The sequence below is a fragment of the Klebsiella sp. EMBS2024 genome, from assembly GCF_036233805.1.
Lineage (GTDB): Bacteria > Pseudomonadota > Gammaproteobacteria > Enterobacterales > Enterobacteriaceae > Klebsiella > Klebsiella pneumoniae.
In genome coordinates, this window is the sequence record NZ_JAZARW010000001.1 from 4,581,522 (window position 1) to 4,606,389 (window position 24,868).

The 24,868-nt window shown below is 56.6% G+C and carries 28 protein-coding genes; 19 read left to right on the forward strand and 9 right to left on the reverse strand.

Translation table 11 applies throughout. From position 1 onward, the window contains the following. Nucleotides 1-130 precede the first annotated feature (130 nt). The 4 genes from yihX to fabY are packed head-to-tail and all read left to right on the forward strand — an operon-like array spanning nt 131 to nt 3,004. On the forward strand, nt 131-730 hold the full coding sequence (gene yihX / locus VZP09_RS20970; RefSeq protein WP_004151865.1) for a glucose-1-phosphatase: 600 nt from the start codon (nt 131-133) through the stop codon (nt 728-730). Further along, complete coding sequence (locus VZP09_RS20975) at nt 724-1,584, forward strand: virulence factor BrkB family protein (RefSeq protein ID WP_328795390.1); 861 nt, start codon at nt 724-726, stop codon at nt 1,582-1,584. The genes yihX and VZP09_RS20975 overlap by 7 nt, the downstream gene beginning before the upstream one ends. Beyond that, nucleotides 1,581-2,018, forward strand: coding sequence for a D-aminoacyl-tRNA deacylase (gene dtd, locus VZP09_RS20980; protein ID WP_032104081.1), 438 nt, complete (start codon nt 1,581-1,583; stop codon nt 2,016-2,018). The genes VZP09_RS20975 and dtd overlap by 4 nt, the downstream gene beginning before the upstream one ends. A 44-nt stretch (nt 2,019-2,062) precedes the next feature. Then, entirely contained in the window at nt 2,063-3,004 is a 942-nt protein-coding gene (fabY, locus tag VZP09_RS20985) for a fatty acid biosynthesis protein FabY (protein ID WP_153932582.1), read from the forward strand. Nucleotides 3,005-3,017: 13 nt separating this feature from the next. Here the strand turns inward: fabY and VZP09_RS20990 are convergent, their stop codons facing one another. After that, nucleotides 3,018-3,935: an alpha/beta hydrolase gene (locus VZP09_RS20990; protein WP_328795392.1), complete on the reverse strand. Its 918-nt coding sequence runs from the start codon at nt 3,933-3,935 to the stop codon at nt 3,018-3,020. A 204-nt stretch (nt 3,936-4,139) separates the two neighbouring features. Here VZP09_RS20990 and VZP09_RS20995 point away from each other — a divergent pair, with 204 nt between their 5' ends. Together VZP09_RS20995 and VZP09_RS21000 are read left to right on the forward strand one after the other, a co-directional pair. Continuing rightward, nucleotides 4,140-4,382, forward strand: coding sequence for a CopG family transcriptional regulator (locus VZP09_RS20995; RefSeq protein WP_171992795.1), 243 nt, complete (start codon nt 4,140-4,142; stop codon nt 4,380-4,382). Beyond that, nucleotides 4,382-4,765, forward strand: coding sequence for a type II toxin-antitoxin system VapC family toxin (locus VZP09_RS21000; RefSeq protein ID WP_002882817.1), 384 nt, complete (start codon nt 4,382-4,384; stop codon nt 4,763-4,765). The genes VZP09_RS20995 and VZP09_RS21000 overlap by 1 nt, the downstream gene beginning before the upstream one ends. 173 nt (nt 4,766-4,938) lie before the next feature. Here VZP09_RS21000 and fdhE read toward each other — a convergent pair whose 3' ends face one another. From fdhE to fdnG, 4 genes are read right to left on the reverse strand one after another with little or no spacing between them, the layout of a single operon-like run. Then, nucleotides 4,939-5,868 (reverse strand): formate dehydrogenase accessory protein FdhE, encoded by a 930-nt coding sequence (gene fdhE / locus VZP09_RS21005; RefSeq protein WP_004150358.1) that lies wholly within the window; start codon nt 5,866-5,868, stop codon nt 4,939-4,941. After that, the gene (gene fdoI, locus VZP09_RS21010; RefSeq protein ID WP_002882818.1) at nt 5,865-6,500 is read right to left on the reverse strand and encodes a formate dehydrogenase cytochrome b556 subunit; all 636 of its coding nucleotides are present in this window, start codon (nt 6,498-6,500) and stop codon (nt 5,865-5,867) included. The genes fdhE and fdoI overlap by 4 nt, the downstream gene beginning before the upstream one ends. Continuing rightward, nucleotides 6,497-7,399 (reverse strand): formate dehydrogenase subunit beta, encoded by a 903-nt coding sequence (gene fdxH / locus VZP09_RS21015; protein WP_002882822.1) that lies wholly within the window; start codon nt 7,397-7,399, stop codon nt 6,497-6,499. Before fdxH ends, fdoI begins: the two co-directional genes overlap by 4 nt. A gap of 12 nt (nt 7,400-7,411) precedes the next feature. Further along, a complete protein-coding gene (gene fdnG, locus VZP09_RS21020; RefSeq protein ID WP_085921749.1) occupies nt 7,412-10,462 on the reverse strand; it encodes a formate dehydrogenase-N subunit alpha in 3,051 nt (1,016 codons plus the stop codon). 156 nt (nt 10,463-10,618) lie between these two features. On the opposite strand from fdnG, the gene fdhD reads away from it, so the two are divergent. The 9 genes from fdhD (at nt 10,619) to VZP09_RS21065 (ending at nt 17,059) form a co-directional block, all read left to right on the forward strand. Further along, entirely contained in the window at nt 10,619-11,455 is an 837-nt protein-coding gene (gene fdhD / locus VZP09_RS21025) for a formate dehydrogenase accessory sulfurtransferase FdhD (RefSeq protein WP_002882828.1), read from the forward strand. Between the two features lie 128 nt (nt 11,456-11,583). Next, entirely contained in the window at nt 11,584-11,796 is a 213-nt protein-coding gene (locus VZP09_RS21030) for a YdgH/BhsA/McbA-like domain containing protein (RefSeq protein ID WP_002882830.1), read from the forward strand. Nucleotides 11,797-12,198: 402 nt separating this feature from the next. Continuing rightward, nucleotides 12,199-13,179: a 6-phosphofructokinase gene (locus VZP09_RS21035; protein ID WP_002882831.1), complete on the forward strand. Its 981-nt coding sequence runs from the start codon at nt 12,199-12,201 to the stop codon at nt 13,177-13,179. 11 nt (nt 13,180-13,190) lie between these two features. Beyond that, nucleotides 13,191-13,505: a PTS sugar transporter subunit IIB gene (locus tag VZP09_RS21040; protein ID WP_004151864.1), complete on the forward strand. Its 315-nt coding sequence runs from the start codon at nt 13,191-13,193 to the stop codon at nt 13,503-13,505. Next, nucleotides 13,498-14,865: a PTS sugar transporter subunit IIC gene (locus tag VZP09_RS21045; RefSeq protein ID WP_328795393.1), complete on the forward strand. Its 1,368-nt coding sequence runs from the start codon at nt 13,498-13,500 to the stop codon at nt 14,863-14,865. Before VZP09_RS21040 ends, VZP09_RS21045 begins: the two co-directional genes overlap by 8 nt. Continuing rightward, nucleotides 14,852-15,694 (forward strand): class II fructose-bisphosphate aldolase, encoded by an 843-nt coding sequence (locus VZP09_RS21050; protein WP_032415943.1) that lies wholly within the window; start codon nt 14,852-14,854, stop codon nt 15,692-15,694. Before VZP09_RS21045 ends, VZP09_RS21050 begins: the two co-directional genes overlap by 14 nt. A gap of 58 nt (nt 15,695-15,752) precedes the next feature. Beyond that, nucleotides 15,753-16,022 carry a hypothetical protein gene (locus VZP09_RS21055; protein WP_002882858.1) on the forward strand — a complete coding sequence of 90 codons (270 nt, stop codon included), beginning with the start codon at nt 15,753-15,755 and terminating at the stop codon, nt 16,020-16,022. 9 nt (nt 16,023-16,031) lie between these two features. Beyond that, the gene (locus VZP09_RS21060) at nt 16,032-16,469 is read left to right on the forward strand and encodes a PTS sugar transporter subunit IIA (protein ID WP_002882861.1); all 438 of its coding nucleotides are present in this window, start codon (nt 16,032-16,034) and stop codon (nt 16,467-16,469) included. Then, on the forward strand, nt 16,466-17,059 hold the full coding sequence (locus tag VZP09_RS21065) for an AAA family ATPase (RefSeq protein ID WP_019725423.1): 594 nt from the start codon (nt 16,466-16,468) through the stop codon (nt 17,057-17,059). The genes VZP09_RS21060 and VZP09_RS21065 overlap by 4 nt, the downstream gene beginning before the upstream one ends. Here VZP09_RS21065 and VZP09_RS21070 read toward each other — a convergent pair. Together VZP09_RS21070 and VZP09_RS21075 are read right to left on the reverse strand one after the other, a co-directional pair. Beyond that, on the reverse strand, nt 17,056-17,379 hold the full coding sequence (locus VZP09_RS21070) for an AzlD domain-containing protein (protein WP_064164632.1): 324 nt from the start codon (nt 17,377-17,379) through the stop codon (nt 17,056-17,058). The genes VZP09_RS21065 and VZP09_RS21070 overlap by 4 nt on opposite strands. Continuing rightward, entirely contained in the window at nt 17,379-18,038 is a 660-nt protein-coding gene (locus tag VZP09_RS21075; protein ID WP_004195589.1) for an AzlC family ABC transporter permease, read from the reverse strand. The genes VZP09_RS21070 and VZP09_RS21075 overlap by 1 nt, the downstream gene beginning before the upstream one ends. 99 nt (nt 18,039-18,137) lie before the next feature. Between VZP09_RS21075 and VZP09_RS21080 the strand changes: the two genes are divergently transcribed. From VZP09_RS21080 to VZP09_RS21095, 4 genes are all read left to right on the forward strand, one after another. Then, nucleotides 18,138-18,686, forward strand: coding sequence for a helix-turn-helix domain-containing protein (locus VZP09_RS21080; RefSeq protein WP_002882865.1), 549 nt, complete (start codon nt 18,138-18,140; stop codon nt 18,684-18,686). A gap of 87 nt (nt 18,687-18,773) precedes the next feature. Further along, nucleotides 18,774-19,769, forward strand: a complete 996-nt coding sequence (locus VZP09_RS21085) for a substrate-binding domain-containing protein (protein ID WP_002882866.1) — start codon at nt 18,774-18,776, stop codon at nt 19,767-19,769. A 115-nt stretch (nt 19,770-19,884) separates the two neighbouring features. Beyond that, nucleotides 19,885-22,008, forward strand: coding sequence for an alpha-galactosidase (locus VZP09_RS21090; protein ID WP_114265502.1), 2,124 nt, complete (start codon nt 19,885-19,887; stop codon nt 22,006-22,008). Nucleotides 22,009-22,049: 41 nt separating this feature from the next. Further along, a complete protein-coding gene (locus tag VZP09_RS21095) occupies nt 22,050-23,315 on the forward strand; it encodes an MFS transporter (RefSeq protein WP_015959203.1) in 1,266 nt (421 codons plus the stop codon). 37 nt (nt 23,316-23,352) lie between these two features. Here VZP09_RS21095 and rhaM read toward each other — a convergent pair whose 3' ends face one another. Beyond that, a complete protein-coding gene (gene rhaM, locus VZP09_RS21100; RefSeq protein WP_004181618.1) occupies nt 23,353-23,667 on the reverse strand; it encodes an L-rhamnose mutarotase in 315 nt (104 codons plus the stop codon). After that, nucleotides 23,664-24,812 carry a lactaldehyde reductase gene (gene fucO / locus VZP09_RS21105; protein WP_032433726.1) on the reverse strand — a complete coding sequence of 383 codons (1,149 nt, stop codon included), beginning with the start codon at nt 24,810-24,812 and terminating at the stop codon, nt 23,664-23,666. Before fucO ends, rhaM begins: the two co-directional genes overlap by 4 nt. Between the last annotated feature and the right edge of the window lie 56 nt (nt 24,813-24,868).

Here is a 24,868-nt window from a genome sequence, read left to right on the forward strand (position 1 = left end):
TCTTCTTGTTGTTCGCTAAACCCCGCCTCACCGGCGGGGTTTCTTTTTTTCATTCCTGCATCACACGCCAATAGTCAAATCCAGCCTTTCCCGCTAAAGTTAATTTTCCACGGCGCGGAAGGAGACAAAAATGCTCTATATCTTTGATTTAGGTAATGTGATTGTCGACATTGACTTCAACCGGGTATTGGGAGCCTGGAGCGATTTAACCCGCATCCCGCTGGCGACGCTGAAGCAGCATTTCACCATGGGTGAGGCTTTCCATCAGCATGAGCGCGGCGAGCTCAGCGATGAAGACTTTGCCGCCGCCATGTGCCATGAAATGAATATGCCCCTCAGCTATGAACAGTTTGCTCACGGCTGGCAGGCGGTGTTTGTCGCGCTGCGCCCGGAGGTGATTACCATCATGCATAAACTTCGTGCCCAGGGGCATCGAGTGGTGGTGCTCTCCAATACCAATCGTCTGCACACCACGTTCTGGCCCGATGAATACCCGGAAGTGCGCGCGGCCGCCGATCGCATTTATCTGTCGCAGGAGATGGGATTGCGTAAGCCTGAAGCGCAAATTTATCTGCGAGTACTGGAAGAAGAGGGGTTTTCCGCCGCAGATACGGTCTTTTTTGATGATAACGTCGATAATATAGCAGGGGCCAACCGGTTGGGGATCACCAGTATCCTGGTGACTGGTAAGGAGACCATCCCTGACTATTTCGCGAAACAGCTATGCTAAAAACCGTTCATCAAAAATTACTCCACCATACCCGGCCGCTGCTGGCGTGGCTAAAGCTGCTGTGGCGGCGCATTGATGAAGACCATATGACCACCCTGGCGGGGAACCTCGCCTATGTGTCATTACTGTCCCTGGTGCCGCTGATTGCCGTCGTGTTCGCGCTGTTTGCGGCCTTTCCTATGTTCTCCGAAGTCAGCGTGCAGATCCGTCATTTTATCTTCGCCAATTTTATTCCGGCGACCGGGGATGTAATCCAGGGATATATCGAGCAGTTCGTGGCCAACTCCAGCCGCATGACCGCCGTAGGCGCCTTTGGCCTGATCGTCACCTCGCTGCTGCTGATGTACTCGATCGACAGCGCGCTAAACACCATCTGGCGCAGCACGCGCAGCCGCCCCAAAGTTTATTCCTTTGCCGTTTACTGGATGATCCTGACCCTCGGCCCGCTGCTGGCGGGCGCCAGCCTGGCGATCAGTTCCTATCTGCTGTCGCTGCGCTGGGCAAGCGACCTGGACGGCGTAATTGATAATCTGCTCCGCCTATTTCCGCTGATCCTCTCCTGGGCAGCGTTCTGGCTGCTCTATAGTATTGTACCGACTACCCAGGTACGTGACCGCGACGCGGTGATCGGGGCGCTGGTGGCGGCGCTGCTGTTTGAGGCAGGTAAAAAGGCGTTTGCCCTCTATATCACCACCTTTCCGTCCTATCAGCTAATTTATGGCGTGATTTCGGTGGTGCCGATTTTGTTCGTCTGGGTGTACTGGACCTGGTGTATCGTCTTGCTTGGCGCTGAAATTACTGTCACTCTCGGTGAATACCGCAAACTTAAAACAGAAGAAACAGAACAACCATGATTGCATTAATTCAACGCGTATCCCGTGCAAGCGTTACCGTGGCGGACGAGGTGACGGGCGAAATTGGCCCGGGGCTTCTGGTGCTGCTGGGCGTCGAGAAAGACGATGATGAACAAAAGGCGAATCGCCTTTGTGAACGCGTGCTGGGCTACCGCATCTTCAGTGATGCGGAAGGGAAAATGAACCTGAATGTCCAGCAGGCGGGCGGCAGCGTGCTGGTGGTTTCGCAATTTACGCTGGCGGCCGATACCGAGCGGGGGATGCGACCGAGCTTCTCGAAAGGCGCTGCCCCTGACCGCGCTGAGGCGCTGTATGAGTATTTCGTCGCCCGCTGTCGCCAGCAGGAAACGCACACCCAGACCGGAAGATTCGCTGCGGATATGCAGGTTTCTTTGGTCAATGATGGTCCCGTGACCTTTTGGTTGCAGGTATGACCCAGCTTCCGGGCAGGCTGCGGGTAACAAAAGAGAGTACGACTATGTATCACCTTCGTGTACCGCAAACAGCAGAAGAGTTAGAGAGCTACTACCAGTTCCGCTGGGAGATGCTGCGTAAGCCGCTGCATCAGCCTAAGGGAGCGGAACGTGACGCCTGGGATGCGATGGCGCATCATCAGATGGTAGTGGATGAAGAGGGCAACCTGGTTGCCGTCGGCCGGCTATATATCAATGCGGAGAATGAAGCCTCCATCCGCTTTATGGCTGTGCATCCCTCGGTGCAGGATAAAGGGCTGGGTACGCTGATGGCGATGACCCTGGAGTCCGTCGCGCGTCAGGAAGGGGTTAAGCGGGTTACCTGCAGCGCGCGCGAAGATGCGGTGGAATTTTTCGCCAAGCTCGGATTTGTCAATCAGGGGGAGATCACCACCCCGACCACCACGCCGATCCGTCATTTTCTGATGATCAAACCGGTTGCGTCGCTGGACGATATTTTGCACCGCGGCGACTGGTGCGCACAGCTCCAGCAGGCGTGGTATCAGCATATTCCACTGAGTGAAAAAATGGGCGTACGTATTCAGCAGTACACCGGGCAGAAATTTATTACCACCATGCCGGAGGCGGGGAACCAGAATCCGCACCATACGCTGTTCGCCGGCAGCCTGTTTTCGCTCGCTACCTTAACCGGATGGGGGCTTATCTGGCTGATGCTGCGCGAGCGGCACCTGGGAGGCACCATTATTCTGGCGGATGCGCATATCCGCTACAGCCAGCCTATTAGCGGCCGCCCCAGCGCCATCGCCGACCTCGGTTCTCTGAGCGGCGATCTCGACCGACTGGCGCGCGGGCGTAAAGCCCGCGTGCAAATGCAGGTGGAGCTTTTTGGCGACGATAAACAGGGCGCCGTTTTCGAGGGGATCTACATCGTGCTGCCGGCGAAGCCCTTTGGCTCGTACGAAGAGGGCGGCAACGAGGAAGAGTAAGCGCCTGCGGCAGTTATCGTCCTGGCGATGCCACACGCCAGGCGATATCCCGCATGGCATCACGCGCGGCGTTGCTGACGCCTCCCAGCTGAAAGAAGCCGTGGATCACCCCCAGATAGCGCTGACAGGAACTCTCCACCCCTTGCTCCGTCAGCCTTCGGTACAGCACTTCGCCCTCATCACGTAAAGGATCGAACTCCGCCGTCAGGATGTGGACCGGTGGCAGACCGTGAAAATCTTCGCGCCACAGCGGACTGGCATCCGGATGGGTAGCGGGTGTGGCCGCTAAATACATTTTGTAGCCGCTAAGCAGCGTGTCCCGGGTAATGATGTAATCCTCGCCGTTGCTGGCGTAGCTTGCCATGCTGGCGGTAGCGTCGAGCATCGGGTAAATCAGGATAAGCTGTGCAGGCTGCCATGTTCCCGCCGCTTTCAGGCGCAGAGCCGTGACCAGGGCGAGATGCCCGCCGGCGCTGTCGCCAGCCAGGGTGATACGTGATGCGTCAACGCCAAGCTGTTTTGCGTTCTGGTGAATAATCGTGGCACCTCGTTCTGCATCATCGTGCGCCGCCGGAAAGGTANNCTCCGGGGCCAGACGATACTGCACGGCGATCACCCGGCAACCGCTGAACATGGCTAACTGACGGAGTTGGTTATCGTGGGTGGTAAAGCCGCCGCTGACAAAACAGCCGCCGTGGTAGTAGATAAGCGTGGGTAGCAGGCCGTCGGCAGTGGGCGGTGAAACGACGCGGAAGTGCATACCCTCCAGGGTGATATCCTCCACCCGCACTCGCGTTTCCGTCTCCCCGGCGAGTACCGCACTGGCGATATAGCCGGCCCTCCAATCATCAATATGCTGATCGCGTGATGACGGACGACCTGCCGCAATAAATGCCTCAACCAGCGAAGCAATCCCTTTTTCCAGCGCCATATGAAGTTCCTTATACTGTTTTAATATCCAGTGTTATAGCCTGGATTATGGCGAAAAGACAGGCCTGTTGAGGTCGCCTGTGCATTATGGAAAGCGGCTCGCAAAAAAGAGTTTACCTGACAAAATCCTGTTTGTTTCCGATTCCAAAAGCTCTAGATTGCTCATAACTTCATCACTGGTGATATACTTGAGGTATATATGAGCATGATGGCTGAAAGGAATATGGGCAGAATTCTTCTCGATTTATCAGACGATGTCATTCAACGTCTCGATGACCTCAAAGTGCAGCGTAACATTCCGCGAGCGGAACTGTTACGTGAAGCGGTTGAACAATATCTGGAGAAACAAGATCGAGCTAAAGATACCATCTCCAGTGCGCTGGGTCTGTGGCAAGACTGCGAAGAAGACGGCATGGAATATCAACGTCAGCTACGCAAGGAGTGGTAATGACCTCCGGATCTGCGCTTTTTGATACCAATATTCTTATTGATTTATTTAGCGGGCGTCGCGAAGCCAAACAGGCGCTGGAGGCCTGGCCACCGCAGAATGCGATCAGTCTGATTACCTGGATGGAGGTGATGGTTGGCGCTAAAAAATATCACCAGGAGCAGCGCACGCGAATGGCGCTGAGCACCTTTAATATCATTAACATCTCACAGGATATTGCAGAGCGAAGCGTTGCGCTGCGGCAGGAGTATAAGCTTAAGCTGCCGGATGCCATCATTCTGGCGACGGCGCAACTCCATCGTCTGGAACTAATTACGCGGAATACGAAGGATTTTGCCGGTATTCCTGGCGTAGTCACGCCGTACGAAATCCACCCTGAATAATTCGAGTGGCAGGAGGACGACAAGTGAGCGATAAACTCGTCTGAAACGAATATCTCCAGCCAAAGGTTGGCCTCTGATAACGGTCAGTGACGCGTGTGAATAATCCCTGAGCACGTTCGTGTCACAAGAAGGAAAACGGGCGACAAGAGCCGCCCGAAATCATACTGCAGAACTTACTCCCCTTCGCCGGGGAACATGAACGGGTTAATTGAGCTTCTGGCGAAGCCCTCCTGTTCCATGCGGGCGTCGAGCACCAGGGAGGCCAAATCGTCGGCGACGGCTTCGACTTTCGGATCCTTCTCCTGATACATAATCTTCAGGTAGGTTCCGCAGTCGCCGCAGCTTTCGGCTTTCACCGCCGCCTGCTCGTTGTCCAGCGACCAGTAGTGCAGGTCGCGGCTCTGCTCGCAGTTGCTGCACTTGACGCGTACTACGTGCCACTCAGTTTCGCACAGGTTGCAGTGCAGATAGCGCAGCCCCTGAGTGGTGCCGATTTGCACGATGCTGGAGACCGGCATCGAGCCGCACACCGGGCAGAACTGGCGCTGTTCGCCGTATTCGGCGCGCGCTTTTCCTGGGATCAGACTGGCCATCTGCGCCCAGTAGAGCGACAGCGCAGCCCAGATGAACGGCGCTTTGTCGCTACTGACGGAGGCGAAATCGGAAACAAACAGCGCGCTGGCCATCTGCTCCAGCTCCTGCTCAGAGGCTTTTTCCAGATTCTCAATGACCGCCAGCGCCGGGCCGCTCATCTCCGGCTTCAGCTCGGCAATCAGCGAGTGCAACAGCTTGTGCCAGTGCTTGTCGCGCGGCAGGACGTGGATATCCAGCGGCGGCTTGCCCTGTTCGCTGGCCGCTTTAATGCGGGCGGTGAGATCCATCTGCAGCGGATGGTCGTACAGCACTACTTCCTGGGCATGGGCAATCAGCGCGGCAAAGCGCAGGTAATCGCCTAGCGGGTTATTAGCGGCCAGCTCGCGCAAGCGTTCAGCGCGGCGGTTATACAGATTTTTCAGCCTGGGGAACAGTAACGGCGGAATTGCTTCCGCCGTGCGTTTCTCGCTCGAACCCAGCTCGTCTTGCGGGATTATGCGAATACTCATTCAGATGACTTTTCCTGTTTCTGGCGGACCTCTCGGTACCAGCGCGGGTGATGTTTCTTCGCCCACGTTTTGGTAACCCAGCCTTCCACCATCGCGGTAATGGTGCCTTTCACCCAGAGGGCGGCGTAGATATGCACCATGATAACCACAATTAACGCCACTGCGGCAAATGAATGCAGCATCAGCGCAAATCGGATCACCGGGATTGAGAAAGCCGGCGCAAAATACGGACGCCAGATGATCACACCGCTCACCAGCAGCAGTACCAGGAAGATAATCGCCGCCCAGAATACGCATTTCTGGCCGAAGTTATAGCGCCCGGTATCGCCCACCTCCTCGTTGACGACGATCTTACGAATATTCTTCGCCCAAAAGATATCATCCCGATTGATTAGGTTGTGATGCCAGTAACGGAAAAACATGATGATAAACGACGCGAACATCACTACCCCGACGAACGGGTGGAGAATTCGCGCCAGCTGCGGCGTGCCGAGGATATGCATCAGCCAGTTAAAGGACGGGAAGAAAAAGCCTAACCCGCTCACCGCCGCCAGGACGAAGCAGAAGGCGGTGACCCAGTGGTTGATGCGTTCCGGCGCCGTGTAGCGCACGATGGTGTCACGTCTTTTCATTTGCGCACCTCGTCTTTCTCTTCATGCAGATTGTCCTCTTCCTCTTCCGCGCGGTTCGGACCGACGCCGACGTAGTGGAAGATACTGGCTGCGAAGGTCGCGGCGAAGCCGACGGCCGCCAGCGGTTTCCAGATGCCTTTCCAGAACTTGACGGTCTGGCTGATCTCCGGGTTTTCCGGCAGGCCGTGGTACAGATTCGGCTTGTCGGCATGGTGCAGCACGTACATGACGTGGGTGCCACCGACGCCGGCCGGATCGTACAGGCCCGCATTGTCATAACCGCGGGTTTTCAGCTCAGCCACGCGTTCGCCGGCCAGCGTTTTCATATCCTCTTTGGAGCCAAAGTGGATTGCGCCGGTCGGGCAGGTTTTCACACAGGCTGGTTCCTGGCCGACGGTCACGCGGTCTACGCACAGGGTACATTTGTAGACGCGGTTGTCTTCCGGGTTCAGACGCGGTACATCGAACGGACAGCCGGCGATACAGTAGCCGCAGCCGATGCACTGCTCGGACTGGAAGTCGACAATACCGTTGGCGTACTGAATGATCGCGCCTTCTGACGGGCAGGCCTTCAGGCAGCCCGGGTCCGCGCAGTGCATGCAGCCATCCTTGCGGATGAGCCATTCCAGCTTGTCGTTTTGTTCCACCTCCGAGAAGCGCATGACCGTCCATGACTTGGCGGTCAGGTCCGCCGGGTTGTCATACACCCCGACATTGTGACCGACTTCATCACGAATATCGTTCCATTCGGAGCAGGCCACCTGACAGGCTTTGCAGCCGATACAGGTGGTGACGTCGATAAGCTTCGCCACCTCCTGCTGGTGGTCCCGCGCCTGAGGCGCGGGGGTGAAACCGTTAGTCGCGGAACGACGAATAATATCTTGCGATTGGTAAGCCATAAGTCGTCTCCGTTACACCTTTTCCACGTTCACAAGGAAAGCTTTGAACTCCGGCGTCTGCGTATTCGCATCACCGACGAACGGCGTCAGGGTATTGGCAATAAAGCCTTTTTTCGCCACGCCCTCATAGCCCCAGTGAATAGGAATGCCGATGGTATCGATATCCTTACCGTCAACTTTCAGCGTGCGAATACGTTTGGTCACCACCGCCTTGGCTTTGATATAGCCGCGGTTGGAGGAAACTTTCACGGTATCGCCGTGGCCGATGCCGAGCTTATTCGCCAGTTTTTCCCCGATCTCCACGAACTGTTCCGGCTGGGCGATGGCGTTAAGTAGCGCATGCTTGGTCCAGTAGTGGAAGTGCTCGGTCAGACGGTAAGTGGTGCCGACGTACGGGAACTTCTCGGCCTTACCCATCTGCTCGAGATCGCCTTTGAAGACGCGAGCGGCCGGGTTAGAGACCACGTTCGGGTGCAGCGGGTTGGTTCCGAGCGGCGTTTCAAACGGCTCGTAGTGTTCCGGGAACGGTCCTTCCGCCATCTTGTCGATAGCGAACAGACGGCCCATCCCTTCCGGCTGCATGATAAACGGACCGACGTCGCTGCCAGGCGCGGCGGCGCTGTAGTCCGGAATATCCACGCCGCCCCATTTGGCGCCGTCCCATTTCAGCAACTGACGCTTCGGATCCCACGGTTTACCCTGCGGGTCCGCGGAGGCGCGGTTATACAGGATGCGGCGGTTGAGCGGCCAGGCCCAGGCCCAGCCCAGGGTATTGCCGAGACCGGATGGATCGGCGTTATCGCGGCGCGCCATCTGGTTACCTTCCGGCGTCCAGCTCCCGGCGAAGATCCAGCAGCCGCTGGAGGTGGTGCCATCATCTCGCAGCTGCGCAAAGGAGCTCAGCTGTTGGCCTTTCTTGACGATCACCGCGCCGGTTGCCGGGTCGGTGATATCCGCCAGCGCTTTACCGTTGCTTTCCATCGCCACTTCTTCCGATGCCGGCTCGTGTGGCGTGGAGTAGTTCCACGTCATGTTGAGCACCGGCTCCGGCGCCGGGCCACCCTCTTCGGCATACATCTTACGCAGGCGAGTGAAGATACCGGCGAGAATTTCACCATCGGTGACGGCGATCCCCGGGGCGTCCGCGCCTTTCCAGTGCCACTGCAGCCAGCGGCCGGAGTTGACGATAGACCCATTCTCTTCGGCGAAGCAGGTGGAGGGCAGACGGAACACTTCGGTCTGGATTTTCGCCGGATCGACATCGTTCGACTCACCATGGTTTTGCCAGAAGGTGGACGTTTCGGTATTGAGCGGGTCGATAGTCACGAGGAACTTCAGCTTCGACAGGGAAGCGACGACCTTGTTTTTGTTCGGGAACGAGGCGACCGGGTTAAAGCCCTGGCAAATATAGCCATTCACTTTGCCCTGATTCATCATCTCGAAGTACTGCAGAACGTCGTAGCTCTTATCCCACTTCGGCAGCCAGTCATAGCCCCAGCTGTTTTCCGCGGTGGCTTTGTCGCCGAAGAAGGCTTTCATCATGGAGACGAAGAACTTCGGATAGTTGCCCCAGTAGTTGACCTGGTCTTTCAGCAGCGGCTTCGGCGTGTTAGCCGTCAGGTAGGTCTGCAGGTCGGCCTGTTTTTCGTTCGGCAGCGACATGTAGCCTGGCAGGCTGGTGGAGAGCAGGCCGAGGTCGGTCAGACCCTGGATATTGGAGTGGCCGCGCAGGGCGTTGACGCCGCCGCCCGCCATCCCCATGTTGCCGAGCAGCAGCTGGATCATCGCCATGGTGCGGATATTCTGCGCACCGATGGAGTGCTGGGTCCAGCCGAGAGCGTACAGGAACGATGCGGTCTTATCCGGCGCGCTGGTTTCAGCAATGTATTCACAGACTTTGAGGAAGTCGGCCTTCGGCGTACCGCAGATGTTTTCGACCACATCCGGGGTATAACGGGAAACATGCTGCTTCAGCAGGTTCCAGACGCAGCGCGGATGTTGCAGCGTAGTATCGCGTTTGGCGAAGCCGTTTTCGTCCAGCTCATAGTTCCAGCTGGTTTTGTCGTACTGACGTTTTTCTGCGTTATAGCCGCTGAACAGCCCGTCGTCGAAGCTATAGTCCTCACGCACGATCAGGCTGGCGTTGGTGTAGGCTTCGGTGTATTCGCGGTTGAATTTTTCGTTATTCAGCAGATACAGGATCACGCCCGACAGGAAGGTAATGTCGGTACCGGAACGAATCGGGGTATAGAAATCAGCCACCGACGCCGTACGCGTAAAGCGCGGATCGATAACGATGAGCTTGGCGCCGTTATGAATTTTGGCTTCCATCGCCCAGCGGAACCCCACCGGATGCGCTTCTGCGGCGTTACCGCCCATCACTACGACCAGGTTGGCGTTTTTAATATCAACCCAGTGGTTGGTCATCGCACCGCGACCAAATGTTGGAGCAAGACTTGCTACCGTTGGTCCGTGTCAGACACGCGCCTGGTTATCCACCGCCAGCATCCCGAGGGCGCGGGTGAATTTTTGCGTTAAATAGCCGGTTTCGTTACTGGAGGCGGAGGCGCACAGCATCCCGGTAGTCAACCAGCGGTTGACGGTGGTGCCGGCGTCGTTTTGCGCGATAAAGTTGGCGTCGCGGTCCTCTTTCATCAGCTTGGCGATGCGATCGAACGCTTCGTCCCAACTGATTTGCTGCCATTTATCGGAGCCTGGCGCGCGATATTCCGGGAATTTCAGGCGGCTTTCAGAATGGATAAAGTCCACCAGACCAGCCCCTTTCGGACAGAGCGCACCACGGTTGACCGGATGATCCGGATCGCCTTCGATATGGAAAATGGATGCTTTGGCGTTTTTCGCGCCGTCGCCGAGGCTATACATCAACAGCCCACAGCCGACAGAACAGTATGTGCAGGTGTTACGGGTTTCGCGCGTGCGCAGCAATTTGTACTGCCGTGTCTCCGCGAGCGCAGTTGCCGGGGCAAAGCCCAGCGCTGCTGCCGTGGTTCCCGCCATACCGCCAGCGCAGATCTTAAAGAACTGCCTTCTGCTGACCTGCATGGTTCGCTCCTTGTTTCGACATTGTCACATGTAGTTATTTGCTTTGCGGTGAAGGCCGCAAAGGTTCAGAATTAGGGCAAATTTCCCTCATTCCTGAAGGGATAAAAACAGAATACCACATTGTGTGTATGCCTGTTCCAATACGGTTAAAGCAAAGTGAACAAGAAGCCTCTCGAACAAATCAAAAATGTGACGAATGTCACAGGATATCGCCAGGTCTCCCTCTGGAAACGCGAGGATCTGCAACACCCTCAGCCAGATGAGTTAGCGGAAGAGGTGCCCGTCGCGCTGGTCTACAACGGTATCTCTCACGTGGTGATGATGGCCTCCCCGAAAGATCTGGAGCAATTCGCCGTCGGCTTCTCCTTATCCGAAGGGATTATCGAGCACCGGCGGGAGATTTTCGGCATGGACGTGGTAGCGGTGTGCAACGGCCTTGAGGTGCAGATTGAGCTCTCCAGCCGGCGTTTTATGGGCCTCAAAGCCCGGCGTCGCGCGCTGGCCGGGCGCACCGGCTGCGGCGTATGCGGCGTCGAGCAGCTCAATGATATTGGTAAGCCGGTCCAGCCGCTGCCGTTCACTCAGTCGTTCGATTTAGCCAATCTCGATCAGGCCCTGGCGCATCTTAACGACTTTCAACCGGTTGGCCGGCTCACCGGCTGTACTCACGCGGCCGCGTGGGTCCGGTTGACGGGCGAACTGGCGGGGGGGTTTGAAGACGTTGGCCGGCATGTCGCCCTGGATAAATTGCTGGGCCGGCGGGCGGAAGTCGGCGAGGGGTGGCAGCATGGCGCCGCGCTGGTCTCCAGCCGCGCCAGTTATGAAATGGTGCAGAAGGCGGCGATGTGCGGCGTCGAGATCCTGTTCGCGGTCTCGGCGGCCACCACCTTAGCAGTGGAAGTTGCCGAGCGCTGCAATCTGACGCTGGTGGGCTTTTGCAAGCCGGGCAGGGCGACAGTTTACACCCATCCGCAGCGTTTAATTGCGGGTTAAATATTGGTCAATAAATTTGAACAATGACAGCAAATCCTTCCGCTTTTTGTTTAGCGATGTGCGGGCTACTATTTAACACATCAAGGCACAGCGCCTTATCTAAACAACTAAATGAAAGGGTTTATATCATGAAAAGCATCAAAACTTTTGTCGCAGTAATCGCTATGGCCGCCTCTTTCGCTTCCTTCGCTGCTGAAACCGTGACCGCAACCGCCTCCACAATGGACGGCGCGGAAGCGAAAATCGCCGCACAGGCGCAGGCTGCCGGCGCTTCGTCTTACAAAATCACCGAAGCGTTTACCGGCAACCGCGTGCATATGACTGCCGAACTGAACAAATAAGCGTATAGCAACTGTCGAAAGAGCGCCTCAGGGCGCTTTTTTTGTTTTCGTTTTCCGCTTCCCGTCTCTGCGAAATTTGCCAATATTTTCCTCTGCTACGAAAAAAATGTGGCACTAATCACGTTTCCGTTCTTTTCTTAAATCCTCCTTTTTATGGCAAAGGAAAGGTCAGCACGCCTGAATATCTCGATTTTTTAACGCCATGAAATTTAAAGATATTAAAAACAGAAAGCGATGGAGATCACTCTCTTTAAATGGGATATGTATCACAAAAATAGGCGTTTCGCCGTACCTGTCAACTATTCACTGCGGTAATTTAATACGCATTATGTGATCTTCATTGCAAATAGAAGGCTTGTACTCAGGGAAAAATGTTGTCAGGCAAATGAGCGAGGATGCGTCATGAAAATTGGTATCGTTATTAGCGGCGGGGATGTTTCTGGAATGAATAATTTTATATTCCAGATAGCCAGGCAGGCTAATGCCGATATCACGCTGTTTAATGGCGGTATTCCAGGGCTACTGGAGAAAAGTCATCAGGATATGGCGTGGCGCGATCTGGTTGATTATTCAATTACCGCGGTGCCGATCATTACCTCGGGGCGAACCAGTCGCAAACTGCAGCGCAGTGAATATGAAAGCATTGCTAAAAAACTTAAATCTCTGCGTATTGATGTGCTCATTATGGCCGGGGGGGATGGCAGCCTGCAGTTTCTGAATACCCTTAGTGAATTTGAGATTAATTGCTTTGGTGTGGGAATGACTATCGATAATGATGTGTATGGCAGTGATTATACGATTGGTTTTTCCACGGCCTGTGAGCAAATTATTAAAGAAGTCTCTCGTTTAAGAAATACCGGAAGAGCGCTGCCCGGTCGGGTTTTTATGGTTGAGATATTAGGAGGCTATTGTGGAGAACTAACGTTGCAGTCCGCCATTAAATGTAATGCGGATATTGCCCTGATCCCGGAGGCACAGATGCCGTTGGCCGTGCTCGCGGAACGGATTACCCGGAAGCTGAGTACGCAGAATAGCGTCGTTATCCTCTGCTCAGAAGGCTATACCAAAGAGTACTCTCCCGGCTTTCAGGGGGCGATTGATACCATGATTAAACAGCTGGAACCACAAATAGGTGTCCGTATCCGTAAAACGATCGTCGGCTATGGTTTACGCAGCGGTGATCCAACCTGCGAAGAGATTTATCAGGGCACTATTATGGCCAGTGAAGTGGTTCGCTGTATTCAGTCAGGTATGAAAAATAAAGCCATAATAATTAATTCCAGTAACAAACCTATTCCGATTGATTTAGTCAGTATGAAAAAACGTCTGGTCGATACTGAAGGACATCATTATAAACTTGCCAAGCAACTCAATATTATTTGAGGAGACCCTCCATGCTGAAAATTTTATGCGTATGTGGCTGCGGCCTCGGTTCAAGCTTTGCCATTGAAATGACGGCGAAGGCAGTTTTAAAGAAGCTGGAAATTCCCGCTCATATTGAACACACCACCGTTTCCGAAGCTGGGGCCTTTAAATCAGATATGATTCTGACGCAAAAAACCTTTGCCGACATCTTAACTGCCGATGCCAGCGAAGAAGAAATTAAACGTGTCGTGGTGTTGAATAAACTTACTGATAAAGAGGAGATTGAAACTAAGATCGTCGCATTCTTAAAAGAACGTCATCTGAAGGTGGCTGATTATGAATAGCTTCGTGGCGTTTATCGTTAAGGATTTACTCGGCCAGGCATCCANTCTTATTGCTTTTATTGCCATGCTTGGCCTGATCCTGCAAAAGAAATCGCCAGGCAAAACCGCGGAAGGGACATTTAAAACGCTGCTCGGTTTCTTAATTATGATGGCCGGGATAAACATCATTGTCGCCACGCTGACCTTCCTGAATGATATTTTCACCCAGGGATTTGGCATGAAAGGCTATATTACCGATGTGGCCGCCATCGCCGGGTTAGCGAATCGGGAATTAGGTTCGGAGGTGGCGCTGACGCTGCTGGTGATCTTTGCCGTCAATATTATTATCGCCCGGCTGACGCCGCTGAAATATATTTTTCTGACCGGCCAGGCGCTGCTGTGGATAGCGACGATCGGCGCCGTGATTGGCTATAAGTCCGGGCTCACCGGCGTACCGCTGATTTTAACCGGGGGCATCTTCGGCGGCGTGANGGCGGTGTTAATGCCGGCCCTGGCGCAGCCGGTGGTCAGGCGCATTACCGGGTCTGACGATGTGGCCCTGGGGCACTTCTGTACTATTGGCTATCTGGTGCAGGCTGCGGTCGCTAAAGTTGTCGGAAAAGGCTCTCGCTCCACGGAAGATCTCGAACTGCCTGATAACTTTAAGTTTCTGCAGGATACCTATCTGGCCATGGCGGTGGTGATGGTGCCAATGTATCTCATCCCGGCTATCGCGGCGGGGCCGCAGTACATCGCGCAGTTCTCCGGCGGCATTAATTACCTGATGTATGCCTTCATGCAGTCCATCCAGTTTGTCGCCGGGGTCTTTGTCCTCTATAGCGGCGTGCGTTTATTACTCAATGAGCTGGTGCCGGCTTTTCGCGGTATCGCGATGCGTATTGTCCCGGATGCAAAGCCCGCTCTCGATTGCCCTGTGCTATTTCCCTATGCGCCGAATGCGGTGATTGTTGGATTTCTGGCAACGACTGTCGGCTCGATTATCGGCATGCTGGTTTTCCCGATGTTCGGCCTGGCGATGATTCTCCCCGGGCTGTTAACCAACTTTTTCGCCGGCGGTACGGCAGGGGTATTTGGCAATGCGCTGGGCGGACGTCGCGGGGCGATGATCGGCGGGGTGATTCACGGCCTGTTTATCACATTTCTGCCGGCCATTCTGGTACCCATGCTGGAGAGCTACGGCTTTACGGGCGTCACCTTCAGCGATTCAGACGTCATCAGCTCCGGTCTGGTATTAGGCCACGCCTTCCAGAATAACTGGCTCTTTGTCGCCTTGTTTATTGTGTTTGTCGCCGCACTGGCATGGTTTGTAAACGGTAAATCCGCTAAGCCGAAAGGGGAAAGTGTTCATGAGTCTGTATAATTTTAATGAGATATTAAAAATCGCTCAGGAAAGAGATTTTAAAGCGATTGGCTCGTTTAACTTGCACTGTATTGAGATGTTACCGGCTTTTTTCAAAGCCGCGCAAAACAGCCGCAGCCCATTAATGATCCAAATATCAACCGGTACCGCAGAGTATCTGGGGTATCGGTTACTGGTCGATGCCGTGCGTTCATTAGCAGACAGTGAAAATATCCCGACCTGCCTGCATCTCGATCACTGCTCCGATATTAAAGCCATCGAGACGGCAATGAATGCGGGCTTTTCTTCGGTGATGTACGACGGGTCTCACTTAAGCCTCGAGGAAAATATCGGTAAGACGCGGATTGTGGTGGAAATGGCCCGGCCGCGGAATATTACGGTAGAAGGTGAGCTGGGGGCGATCGGCGGGTCAGAGGATGGAAAAGCGGTGGCTGCCGAAGATATCTGTTTTACTACCGTCGAAGACGCGACGCGTTTTGTGAAGGAGACACAGGTCGATATGCTGGCCGTCTCCGTGGGCACTGTGCATGGCCTGTACACAGGTAAAGCGCAGATACAGCATGCGCGGCTGAAGGCGATAAGCGAAGCGACGGGCGTGCCGCTGGTGCTGCATGGCGGCACAGGTGTCAGCGATGAGGATATGCGGCTGGCCGTCACCGAAGGGATTAATAAAGTGAACGTCGGAACGGAAATGAACGTGCAGTGGGTCGATCGCTGTAAATCAACGTTTGAGAAAGGAAAAGTAAATGACAGCGTACGGAAATTTTTAATTCCCGCCAACCAGGCAGTGACTGCCGTATTAATGGAAAAAATGGCGCTATTTAAATAGCGTTTTTACCGACACATATCTTTTGTTGCCCTGTCTTCCGCCAGGGAGGGAGCTTGCTATGTTTGAATCATTGAAAACGCTGTGGAAAAAAGAGCAAAACCCGCTGCAGGATTATGATCAACAGTCCCGTCAGCTGGCGGAAGAGATCGCCAGACTGGAAGGCGAATTACAGCGCCAGCCCGATAATAGCGACGTGCAAAAAACATTGATGTTGACTTACAACCGGGCATTATCGGTATATGCCAAAAGTAAGAGCCACCGGCAGGATATCGATGCGCTGTTTCTGCAGATTGATAATTTACGCAATATTATTCGCCGCAATATCTAGGAACAGAGAATGACCATAAAAGAACTGCTTATTGAGGCCGATGCCATTCAGGTTGGCGTTGTGGAGTCCGACTGGCAGCGGGTAATAAAGCTGGCTGCCCGCCCGCTGGAGGCAAAAGGCTTTATTTCGACGGAATATAGCCAGGCGGTGATCGACAATACTTTAAATCATGGCGCTTATTACGTTTTTGATGAAGGGATTGCCATCCCCCATGCCCGCCCCGAATGCGGCGTCAGACGCAACTGCTTTAGCCTGGTGGTGCTGGAAAAGCCTATTCCCTTTGCGGACAGTGAAAAAGCGGACATTGTTATTATGTTTGGCGCCCGGGACAGCAATGCGCATATCGAGGAGGGCATCCGTTCCATCGTCGCGCTGCTGGATAATAATGACACCATGGCCAAACTGCGGACGGCCCGCAGCCGGGAGGAGGTTGTCGCATTACTATGAACAGACATCTGACCCCAGGCTGCAAAACGGCCATTTTAATCAACGGCATTCCGGCGTCGGGGAAGAGCACCATTACCCGTTTGCTGGCGGAGACCTTTAGCCTGCCGGTATTGACGATCGACGGCATCAAAGAGCCGTTTATGGCGCGCCTGGCCCCTGTCGACCGGCCGATGAATCGCCAGCTGGGCTGCGCGGCGTATGAGGTGATCTGGTCGATTGTCGGCGCATCGCCTGCCAGCATGGTCTGGTTGATCGACGCCTGGTTCGGCTTTCAGCCGCGGGAGACCTTGCAGAGACTGCTACAGCAGGCGGGCGTGGCGCAGGTGATTGAGGTCTGGAACCATATCTCTCCGGAGCTGGCCGTCGCGCGCTATGCCTCGCGGCTGGCGACGCGGCCGCCGGGCCACCCCGGAGAAGAGTATTTGCCGGAGCTGGCCCAGCTGGCCGGGCGGGCGCAGCCCATGTCGTTAGGACCTGTACTGACGATAGACCAGCGGCACCCGCTGCAAATCGAACCGGTTATTCAGTGGCTTGAAGGCACGATCGCCGGACAGCACAGCGGTTTTACAGATTACGCTTACTCGTCCTAGGGCATACCCGCCAGGCGCAGCAGCGCGGTCACCACGGCGGCGGCGATAATCACGCCGATCAGCGGGACCTTGCGCCAGGCGAGGAACACAGCGAAAGCAACGCCCAGAACGCGCGCCATACCGGCGAAATGTGCGCCCTCATAGAAAGTGGTGGCCAGGGCGACGGAAAAAAGCAGCACCGTCGCCGCATCGGAAAGCAGCGCCTGCGAGCGATCGGAAAATGCCAGCCGATTGCCGAGCTTCGCGCCGCCGAGACGCATCAGATAGGTTCCCAGCGACAGGATGGCGATACCGGCGATAAACAGCGTCATATTGCCCATTATTTTTTCCTCGACAGTAAACCGAACAGCGAAAGCAGCACCGGCAGCCCGGTGGGCACAAACGGTACGGCGGCAAGCGCCAGCGCGGCGCCGCTGGCGGCGCGGATCAGCGTAGTGCGGTTTTTAAAGGCCGGGATCACCAGCGCCAGCAGGATCGCCGGGAAGACCGCATCAAGCCCGATGGTTTCCGGCGCCGGCAGCAGTTTGCCGACGGCCGCGCCGGTTAGCGTACCGAGGGGCCAGATCAGCGCGACGCCAGCGCCGCACAGCCAGTAGGCCGCTTTGCGCTGCGCGGGGGTGGGCTGCGACAAGCCAAAGACCACGCTCTCGTCGTTCATAATGTGGCATCCGATAAAGCTTAAGGCGCGCCGACCAACCAGTTCGCGTACGGTCACCCCGAACGGGATATGACGCGCATTGACTAACAGGCCGGCGGCGGCGGCGGCCAGCGGACTACCGCCGCTGGCGACAATGCCGATAAACATGAATTCAGAAGCGCCTGCCAGCACGGACACCGAAAGCAAGAGCGGCACCCATAAAGGGAAGCCGTAAGCCACCGCCAGCGACCCATAGGACATGCCCACCACCCCGACGGCAAGGCAGACCAAAACAATCGCTTTTATCGTGTCTCCGCTGAGACTGGAGAGAGTTTGTTTCATAACACTTAGCCATATCGAACGAATTTCCATTATAATGAACACATAATGATCGTTTTTCAAGGCGAACGAATTGTTCGATATAAAAAACAAGGGGCGGGTATGACACAGCCAATCAGCGTTATCGCCAAAAGTCTGGTGCGGGAGCGGGCGCGGACCGGGCTTTCGCTGGCGGAAGTCGCGCGTCGGGCGGGTATCGCAAAATCCACGCTATCTCAACTGGAGTCCGGCAACGGCAACCCGAGTCTGGAAACGCTGTGGTCGCTCTGCGTAGCGCTGGATATTCCATTTGCCAGGCTGCTTGAGCCGCAGGTGAACAAAACGCAGGTGATCCGCCGCGGCGAGGGGACCAAAGTGGTGGCAGAGCAGGCGAACTATCAGGCCATTTTGCTGGCCGCCTGTCCGCCCGGCGCGCGTCGGGACATCTATTTGCTGCTCACCCAGCCCGGCGCCGACCGCATTTCGCATCCGCATCCGCCAGGCTCGGTGGAACATATTATCGTCACCCAGGGGCGGGCGCGGGTAGGGCTGACGTCGGCGCCGGAAGAGCTCGGCGAGGGCGACTATATCTGCTACCCGGCGGATCAGGAGCATGTTTTTCAGGCGCTGGAGCCGGATACGCAGGCCCTGCTGATCGCTGAGCAAAACTGACATCGCGTCGGCGGGGGACGCGCGCTCGCTGGACGTCATAGCCATATTGCGGGAAACTAGCTTTCCTATGCGAAAACAGGGATTTTTATGTCGCTGAAAGCCATTGCCAAACAACTTGGGATCTCCGTCACGACCGTCAGCCGGGCGTTGAACGGCTACGATGATGTGTCGCAGGAGACCCGCGCCCGGGTTGAGGCTGAAGCGCAGCGCCGGGGCTATCGCCCCAACACTTTCGCCCGCCGTCTGAAAATGGGCACCATTGATGCCGTTGGTCTCGTCTTTCCTGTCCGCCCCGCGCCGCTCAACAATAACGTTTTTCTCGAGATGGTCGGGGAGATCAGCCATGAGCTGGCGCGCCATGACATTGATTTGTTGCTGATCGCCGATGATGAGCAGGCGGATAAACATGGCTATATGCGCATGGTGCAGGGCCGTCGCGTCGATGCATTAATCGTGGCCCATACTCTGGATGACGATCCGCGGCTGGCGCAGCTGCAGGCCTCCGGCTTTCCGTTTCTGGCGCTCGGCCGTAGCCGCCTGGCGCAGCCCTACGCCTGGTTTGATTTCGATAACTATGCCGGCACCTGCCGCGCCACCCGCCATCTGATTCAACAGGGCCACCAGCGTATCGCTCTGCTGGGCGAGAACAACAATCAGGCGTTTATTTTGCAACGGCGTAACGGCTACCTCGATGCCCTGCGCGAGGCGGGGTTATCCGATGCATGGCTGCGTAGCGTGCCGGCGACGCGCCGCGGCGGCTATCAGGCCACGCTGGAGCTGCTGCGTCTGCCTGAGCCGCCTACCGCGATTATCACCGACTGCAACACCCATGGCGATGGCGCCGCGATGGCGCTCGCCCATCTGGGGCGTTTAACCGGCGACAACCGCGTCGCCCTGGTGGTGTACGACGGGTTGCCGCAGGACAGCATCATTGAGACCGATGTCGCCGCGGTGATCCAGTCCACGCGCCAGGGCGTGGGACGGCAGATTGCCGATATGGTGCGCCGCTTAATCGCCGGGGAGGATCTCGCCACGCTGCAGGTGCTATGGCAGCCGGAATTTATCCCGGGTGAAACCGCCTGATCTTACCCCTTTTTAACCCGTAATTCTGAAGCCGATCACGGATCCGAAACGTTTTGGTTGGCATCCGAAACGTTTCGGATCAACAGTAAGACATTCCTTGTAATGGAGATGTCTGATGTCTGATTCGCTGATTCACCTGCAAAGCGCCGGTGCCGATGTTGTGATTAAAACCCGCCCTTTCGCCGAAATTGTCTACTGGGGACCGCATTTAAGCCACTTTTCGCCGCAGGATGCCGACAGCCTGACGCGCCCGGTCGCCAACGGCAGACTGGATGTTGATTCGCCAGTGACCTTAATGGCGGAGCTGGGCCATGGTCTGTTTGGCGCGCCGGGCATTGAAGGCCATCGTCAGGGGCTGGATGCCTCTCCGCTGTTCACCACCAGCGAAGTGCGGCACGAGGGCCAGACGCTGACCCTGGTCAGCGAAGATCCGCAGGCCGGCCTGCGCCTGCAGAGCGAGATCGCGTTGGATGCCAGCGGCGTGCTGAGCGTGCGCCATGGCGTGACCAATCTGCGCGCCAGCCCATGGCAGGTGGATCGCCTGGCGGTCACATTGCCGGTCGCCGAACGCGCTCGCGAGGTGATGGCTTTCCATGGCCGCTGGATCCGCGAGTTTCAGCCTCATCGCCTGACGCTGGAGCACGACAGCTTTGTGCTGGAGAACCGCCGCGGGCGCACCTCTCACGAACATTTCCCGGCCCTGATCACCGGCAGCCGCGCCTTTAGCGAGATGCAGGGTGAAGTCTGGGGCGTGCATCTGGCCTGGAGCGGTAACCATCGCCTGCGGGCGGAGGTGAAAACCGATGGCCGTCGCTATCTGCAGGCCGAGGCGCTCTATCTGCCGGGCGAAATGGCGCTGGCGGAAGGGGAAACCTTGTGGACGCCGTACCTGTATGCCAGCTACTCGGCGAATGGGCTGAACGGCATGAGCCAGCAGTTCCATCGTTATCTGCGCGAACGGATTATTCGTTTCCCGGGCAACAAACCGCGCCCGGTGCATCTCAACACCTGGGAGGGGATCTATTTCGACCACGACCCGGACTACATCATGCGTATGGCCGACGAAGCGGCGGCCCTGGGCGTCGAGCGCTTTATTATCGATGACGGCTGGTTTAAAGGGCGCAACGACGACTGGGCGGCGCTTGGCGACTGGTATCTCGATGAGAAAAAATACCCCTACGGCCTGACGCCGATTATCGATCACGTGAAGTCTCTAAGTATGGAATTCGGTATCTGGGTGGAGCCGGAAATGATTAACCCGGATTCCGATCTGTACCGGGCGCACCCGGACTGGGTGCTGGCGCTGCCGGGCTATACCCCGCTGACCGGCCGCCATCAGTTTGTCCTGAACCTCAACATTCCCGAAGCGTTTGATTATCTGCTGGAGCGGATGAGCTGGCTGCTGGGCGAGCATGCGGTGGACTACGTGAAGTGGGATATGAACCGCGAGTTGGTGCAGCCTGGGCATCAGGGACGCGCCGCTGCGGACGCGCAAACGCGCCAGTTCTACCGCCTGCTGGATACGCTGGTGGCCCGTTTCCCGCACATTGAATTTGAATCCTGCTCCTCCGGCGGCGGACGGATCGATTATGAAGTCCTCAAACGCAGCCATCGCTTCTGGGCGTCTGACAACAATGACGCCCTTGAGCGCAACACCATCCAGCGCGGCATGAGCTACTTCTTTCCACCCGAGGTAATGGGCGCGCATATTGGCAATCGCCACTGTCATGCCACCTTCCGCCAGCATAGTATCGCCTTCCGCGGCCTGACGGCGCTGTTCGGTCATATGGGCCTTGAGCTGGATCCGGTGAGCGCTGATGAAGAAGAGCGCGCCGGATACCGAAAATATGCGGCCCTGCATAAACAGTGGCGCGACGTGATCCATCACGGCGTGCAGTGGCGAATAGATATGCCGGACGCCACCACCCTTGCCCATGGCGTCGTCAGCCCGGATAAAGCGCAGGCGATCTTCCTCGTTAGCCAGCTGGCGATGCCGGACTATACCCTGATGGCGCCGCTGCGCCTGGCGGGCCTGGAGGCGAGCGCCCGCTATCAGGTGACGCTCCTCGATCATCCGAACATTCAGATCACCGGTGAGGGCGGCCACACCATGCGGAAGCTGCCGGCATGGATGACGACGCCGCAGACGGTGAGCGGTGAGTGGCTGCAGCAGGCGGGGCTGGCGCTACCCATCCTCGACCCGGAAAGCGCCATTCTGATTGGTCTGCAACGCGTGTGATGGTATCGGGCCGCGCTGCGGCCCTTCTTGAGGAAAATATAATGAACCCGACCGTCTGTACCCACAAAAACAACCCCAACTTCTGGATTTTCGGGCTGTTCTTCTTTCTCTACTTCTTCATCATGGCCACCTGCTTTCCGTTTCTGCCGATCTGGCTGTCGGACGTCATCGGCCTGAATAAAACCGAAACCGGCCTCGTTTTCTCCAGCCTGTCGCTGTTCGCCATCTGTTTCCAGCCGATCCTCGGAGTGATCTCTGACAAGCTGGGGCTGAAAAAACACCTGATGTGGATCGTGACCGTTCTGCTGGTGCTGATTGCTCCCTTCTTCCTTTATGTTTTCGCTCCGCTGCTGAAAACCAATATCTGGCTCGGGGCGCTGAGCGGCGGCGCCTATATCGGCTTTGTATTCTCCGCAGGCGCCGGCGCGATGGAGGCCTATATCGAACGGGTAAGCCGCAACAGCGGGTTTGAATACGGCAAGGCGCGCACCTTTGGCTGCCTGGGATGGGCGCTGTGCGCGACTACCGCCGGAATGCTGTTCAGCATTAATCCCGAATGGGTGTTCTGGATGGGGTCGGCCGCCGCGCTGCTGCTGGTGGTGCTGGTGGCCATCGCCAAACCGCAGGCCAGTCAGTCCGCGCAGGTAATGGACTCGCTCGGCGCCAATCGCCCGGCGATCGATTTAAAAACGGCGGTGCGCATGTTCCGCCAGCGTAAGATGTGGATGTTTATTCTGTATGTTATCGGCGTGGCCTGCGTGTATGACGTTTTCGATCAGCAGTTCGCCACTTTCTTCAAATCGTTCTTCGTGACCCCGGAAGCGGGCACCCGCGCCTTTGGTTTCGCCACCACCGCGGGAGAAATATGTAACGCCATCATTATGTTCAGCTCGCCGTGGATTATTAACCGTATCGGAGCGAAGAATACCCTGCTGATCGCCGGGATGGTGATGGCGGCAAGAATGATTGGCTCTTCCTTCGCCACCACCGCCGCGGAAGTCGTAGCGTTGAAAATGCTCCATGCGCTGGAGGTGCCGTTCCTGCTGGTGGGCGCCTTTAAATACATCACCGGCGTGTTTGACGTCCGGCTGTCGGCGACCATTTATCTGGTGGGCTTCCAGTTCGCCAAGCAGGTGGCGGCGATCTTTCTCTCCGCTTTCGCCGGCAATATGTACGATCGGATCGGCTTTCAGGATACCTACATGATCCTCGGCGGTATTGCCCTGACCGTCACCTTAATATCCGCGTTTACGTTAGCGGGTAAGACGAAAACCGAGCCGCTGCGCGATAATGCAATGACCGTTTAATCGACCGGCCTCCCGTCTGGAGGGAGGCCAGTTATTTTTACGCCAGATAAAACACTTCTTTGAGCTCCGCGCTCAGCGGGCTGTTGTCCGGGTTGCTGGGCATCACCTCGCGCATGTATTTCCACCAACGCTGGCATACTTCCGTGCTGGCGACCGCTTCCCAGCGGGCTTCCGATTCAATCTCCACCGTCGCGAACAGGAGATGGCGTTCTTTATCGAGATAGATGGCGTAGTGGTGCGCGCCGTGCGCTTTCAGCACAGCTTCCAGCTCTGGCCAGATGGGGTTATGGCGGCGCTGGTACTCCTCGTGCGCGTCGGGGTTCACCTGCATGACGAAGGCTTTACGGATCATAAGGCCTCCAGATAGAGCTCGCGAACCTCATCGCGGCTGGCGGGGCGCGGGTTACACGGCGCGCATGGGTCGGCCAGCGCTTTATCCAGCCAGCCTTCGATATCGGCTTTTCTGACGCCAAGCTGGCTAAAACCCTGGGGGATCCCTACGCGTTTGCTCAGCGTGCGGATGGCATTGATGGCCTCCATGCTGGCAGCTTCATCGCTCATGCCGCGAGTATCGACGCCCATCGCCTGCGCCACGCGGGCAAAGCGCGCCACCGCGTTCGGGCGGTTAAAGTTTTCGATGATCGGCAGCAGGATGGCGTTGCATACCCCGTGCGGCAGATTATGGGTGGCGCCAGGCTGATGGGCCAGGGCATGTACCAGCCCGAGACCGGCGCTGTTGAACGCCATGCCCGCCAGATACTGGCCAAAGGCCATCTGCTCGCGGGCCTGCAGATCGTGCCCATCGTCTACCGCTTTCGGCAGCCACAGGTTAATCAGACGAATGGCCTCGAGGGCGTTGGCGTCGGTCAGCGGATGGGCGCCAACCGAGACAAAGGCCTCGATGGCGTGGGTCAGGGCATCCATGCCGGTGGCGGCGGTAACGGCTGGCGGAATGTCGAGCATCACGCTGGCGTCGTCGACGGCGATATCCGGGATCAGGTTCGGGTCGATAATCACCTCTTTCACCTGCCGCTCGCTATCGATAATTACCGCGTTGCTGGTCATCTCCGCCGCCGTGCCGGCGGTGGTGTTGATGGCCACCAGCGGCACGCCAGCGTTTTTCACTTTGCCGACGCCGGAGTAGGCGGTGGAGGGGCCTGGGTTGGCGGTGAGGATTTTTATCGCTTTGGCGGTATCAATCGGGCTACCGCCGCCGAAGGCGATCAGGTAATCGCAGCGGGCCGCCTGGTAAGCCGCATAGCCTTGCTGCACCAGCGCTTCGGTGGGGTTGGGGAATACCTCGTCAAATAGCTGATAAGCCATCTGCTGTTCATCCAGCGCGGCGAACAGGCTGTCCAGCAGGCCCAGCTTCACCAGCTGACCGTCGGTGACGATCAGCGCCTTGCCCCACTGTTTGCCCGCTACCAGCTTGACCATATCACCGATCGCGCCTGCGCCGTGGAGGCTGATTTTAGGTAGTGCCAACATAAAACTCATGATAATTCTCCTTAATGTTGATTTTGGGAAATCCGTTTCCCCTACCCCGACCTTCT

Excerpts from the sequence above, each read along its gene's own strand:
- VZP09_RS21040 (WP_004151864.1), top strand. The coding sequence starts at position 13,191 with ATGCTGAAAATTTTATGCGTATGTGGCTGCGGCCTCGGTTCAAGCTTT.
- VZP09_RS21080 (WP_002882865.1), top strand. The coding sequence starts at position 18,138 with ATGACACAGCCAATCAGCGTTATCGCCAAAAGTCTGGTGCGGGAGCGG.
- VZP09_RS20975 (WP_328795390.1), top strand. The coding sequence starts at position 724 with ATGCTAAAAACCGTTCATCAAAAATTACTCCACCATACCCGGCCGCTG.
- VZP09_RS21050 (WP_032415943.1), top strand. The coding sequence starts at position 14,852 with ATGAGTCTGTATAATTTTAATGAGATATTAAAAATCGCTCAGGAAAGA.
- VZP09_RS21085 (WP_002882866.1), top strand. The coding sequence starts at position 18,774 with ATGTCGCTGAAAGCCATTGCCAAACAACTTGGGATCTCCGTCACGACC.
- dtd (WP_032104081.1), top strand. The coding sequence starts at position 1,581 with ATGATTGCATTAATTCAACGCGTATCCCGTGCAAGCGTTACCGTGGCG.
- VZP09_RS21090 (WP_114265502.1), top strand. The coding sequence starts at position 19,885 with ATGTCTGATTCGCTGATTCACCTGCAAAGCGCCGGTGCCGATGTTGTG.
- VZP09_RS20995 (WP_171992795.1), top strand. The coding sequence starts at position 4,140 with ATGATGGCTGAAAGGAATATGGGCAGAATTCTTCTCGATTTATCAGAC.
- VZP09_RS21055 (WP_002882858.1), top strand. The coding sequence starts at position 15,753 with ATGTTTGAATCATTGAAAACGCTGTGGAAAAAAGAGCAAAACCCGCTG.
- rhaM (WP_004181618.1), bottom strand. The coding sequence starts at position 23,667 with ATGATCCGTAAAGCCTTCGTCATGCAGGTGAACCCCGACGCGCACGAG.
- VZP09_RS21035 (WP_002882831.1), top strand. The coding sequence starts at position 12,199 with ATGAAAATTGGTATCGTTATTAGCGGCGGGGATGTTTCTGGAATGAAT.
- VZP09_RS21000 (WP_002882817.1), top strand. The coding sequence starts at position 4,382 with ATGACCTCCGGATCTGCGCTTTTTGATACCAATATTCTTATTGATTTA.
- VZP09_RS21060 (WP_002882861.1), top strand. The coding sequence starts at position 16,032 with ATGACCATAAAAGAACTGCTTATTGAGGCCGATGCCATTCAGGTTGGC.
- fucO (WP_032433726.1), bottom strand. The coding sequence starts at position 24,812 with ATGAGTTTTATGTTGGCACTACCTAAAATCAGCCTCCACGGCGCAGGC.
- VZP09_RS21065 (WP_019725423.1), top strand. The coding sequence starts at position 16,466 with ATGAACAGACATCTGACCCCAGGCTGCAAAACGGCCATTTTAATCAAC.
- fdxH (WP_002882822.1), bottom strand. The coding sequence starts at position 7,399 with ATGGCTTACCAATCGCAAGATATTATTCGTCGTTCCGCGACTAACGGT.
- VZP09_RS21070 (WP_064164632.1), bottom strand. The coding sequence starts at position 17,379 with ATGGGCAATATGACGCTGTTTATCGCCGGTATCGCCATCCTGTCGCTG.
- fabY (WP_153932582.1), top strand. The coding sequence starts at position 2,063 with ATGTATCACCTTCGTGTACCGCAAACAGCAGAAGAGTTAGAGAGCTAC.
- yihX (WP_004151865.1), top strand. The coding sequence starts at position 131 with ATGCTCTATATCTTTGATTTAGGTAATGTGATTGTCGACATTGACTTC.
- fdhE (WP_004150358.1), bottom strand. The coding sequence starts at position 5,868 with ATGAGTATTCGCATAATCCCGCAAGACGAGCTGGGTTCGAGCGAGAAA.
- VZP09_RS21030 (WP_002882830.1), top strand. The coding sequence starts at position 11,584 with ATGAAAAGCATCAAAACTTTTGTCGCAGTAATCGCTATGGCCGCCTCT.
- VZP09_RS21075 (WP_004195589.1), bottom strand. The coding sequence starts at position 18,038 with ATGAAACAAACTCTCTCCAGTCTCAGCGGAGACACGATAAAAGCGATT.
- VZP09_RS21095 (WP_015959203.1), top strand. The coding sequence starts at position 22,050 with ATGAACCCGACCGTCTGTACCCACAAAAACAACCCCAACTTCTGGATT.
- fdoI (WP_002882818.1), bottom strand. The coding sequence starts at position 6,500 with ATGAAAAGACGTGACACCATCGTGCGCTACACGGCGCCGGAACGCATC.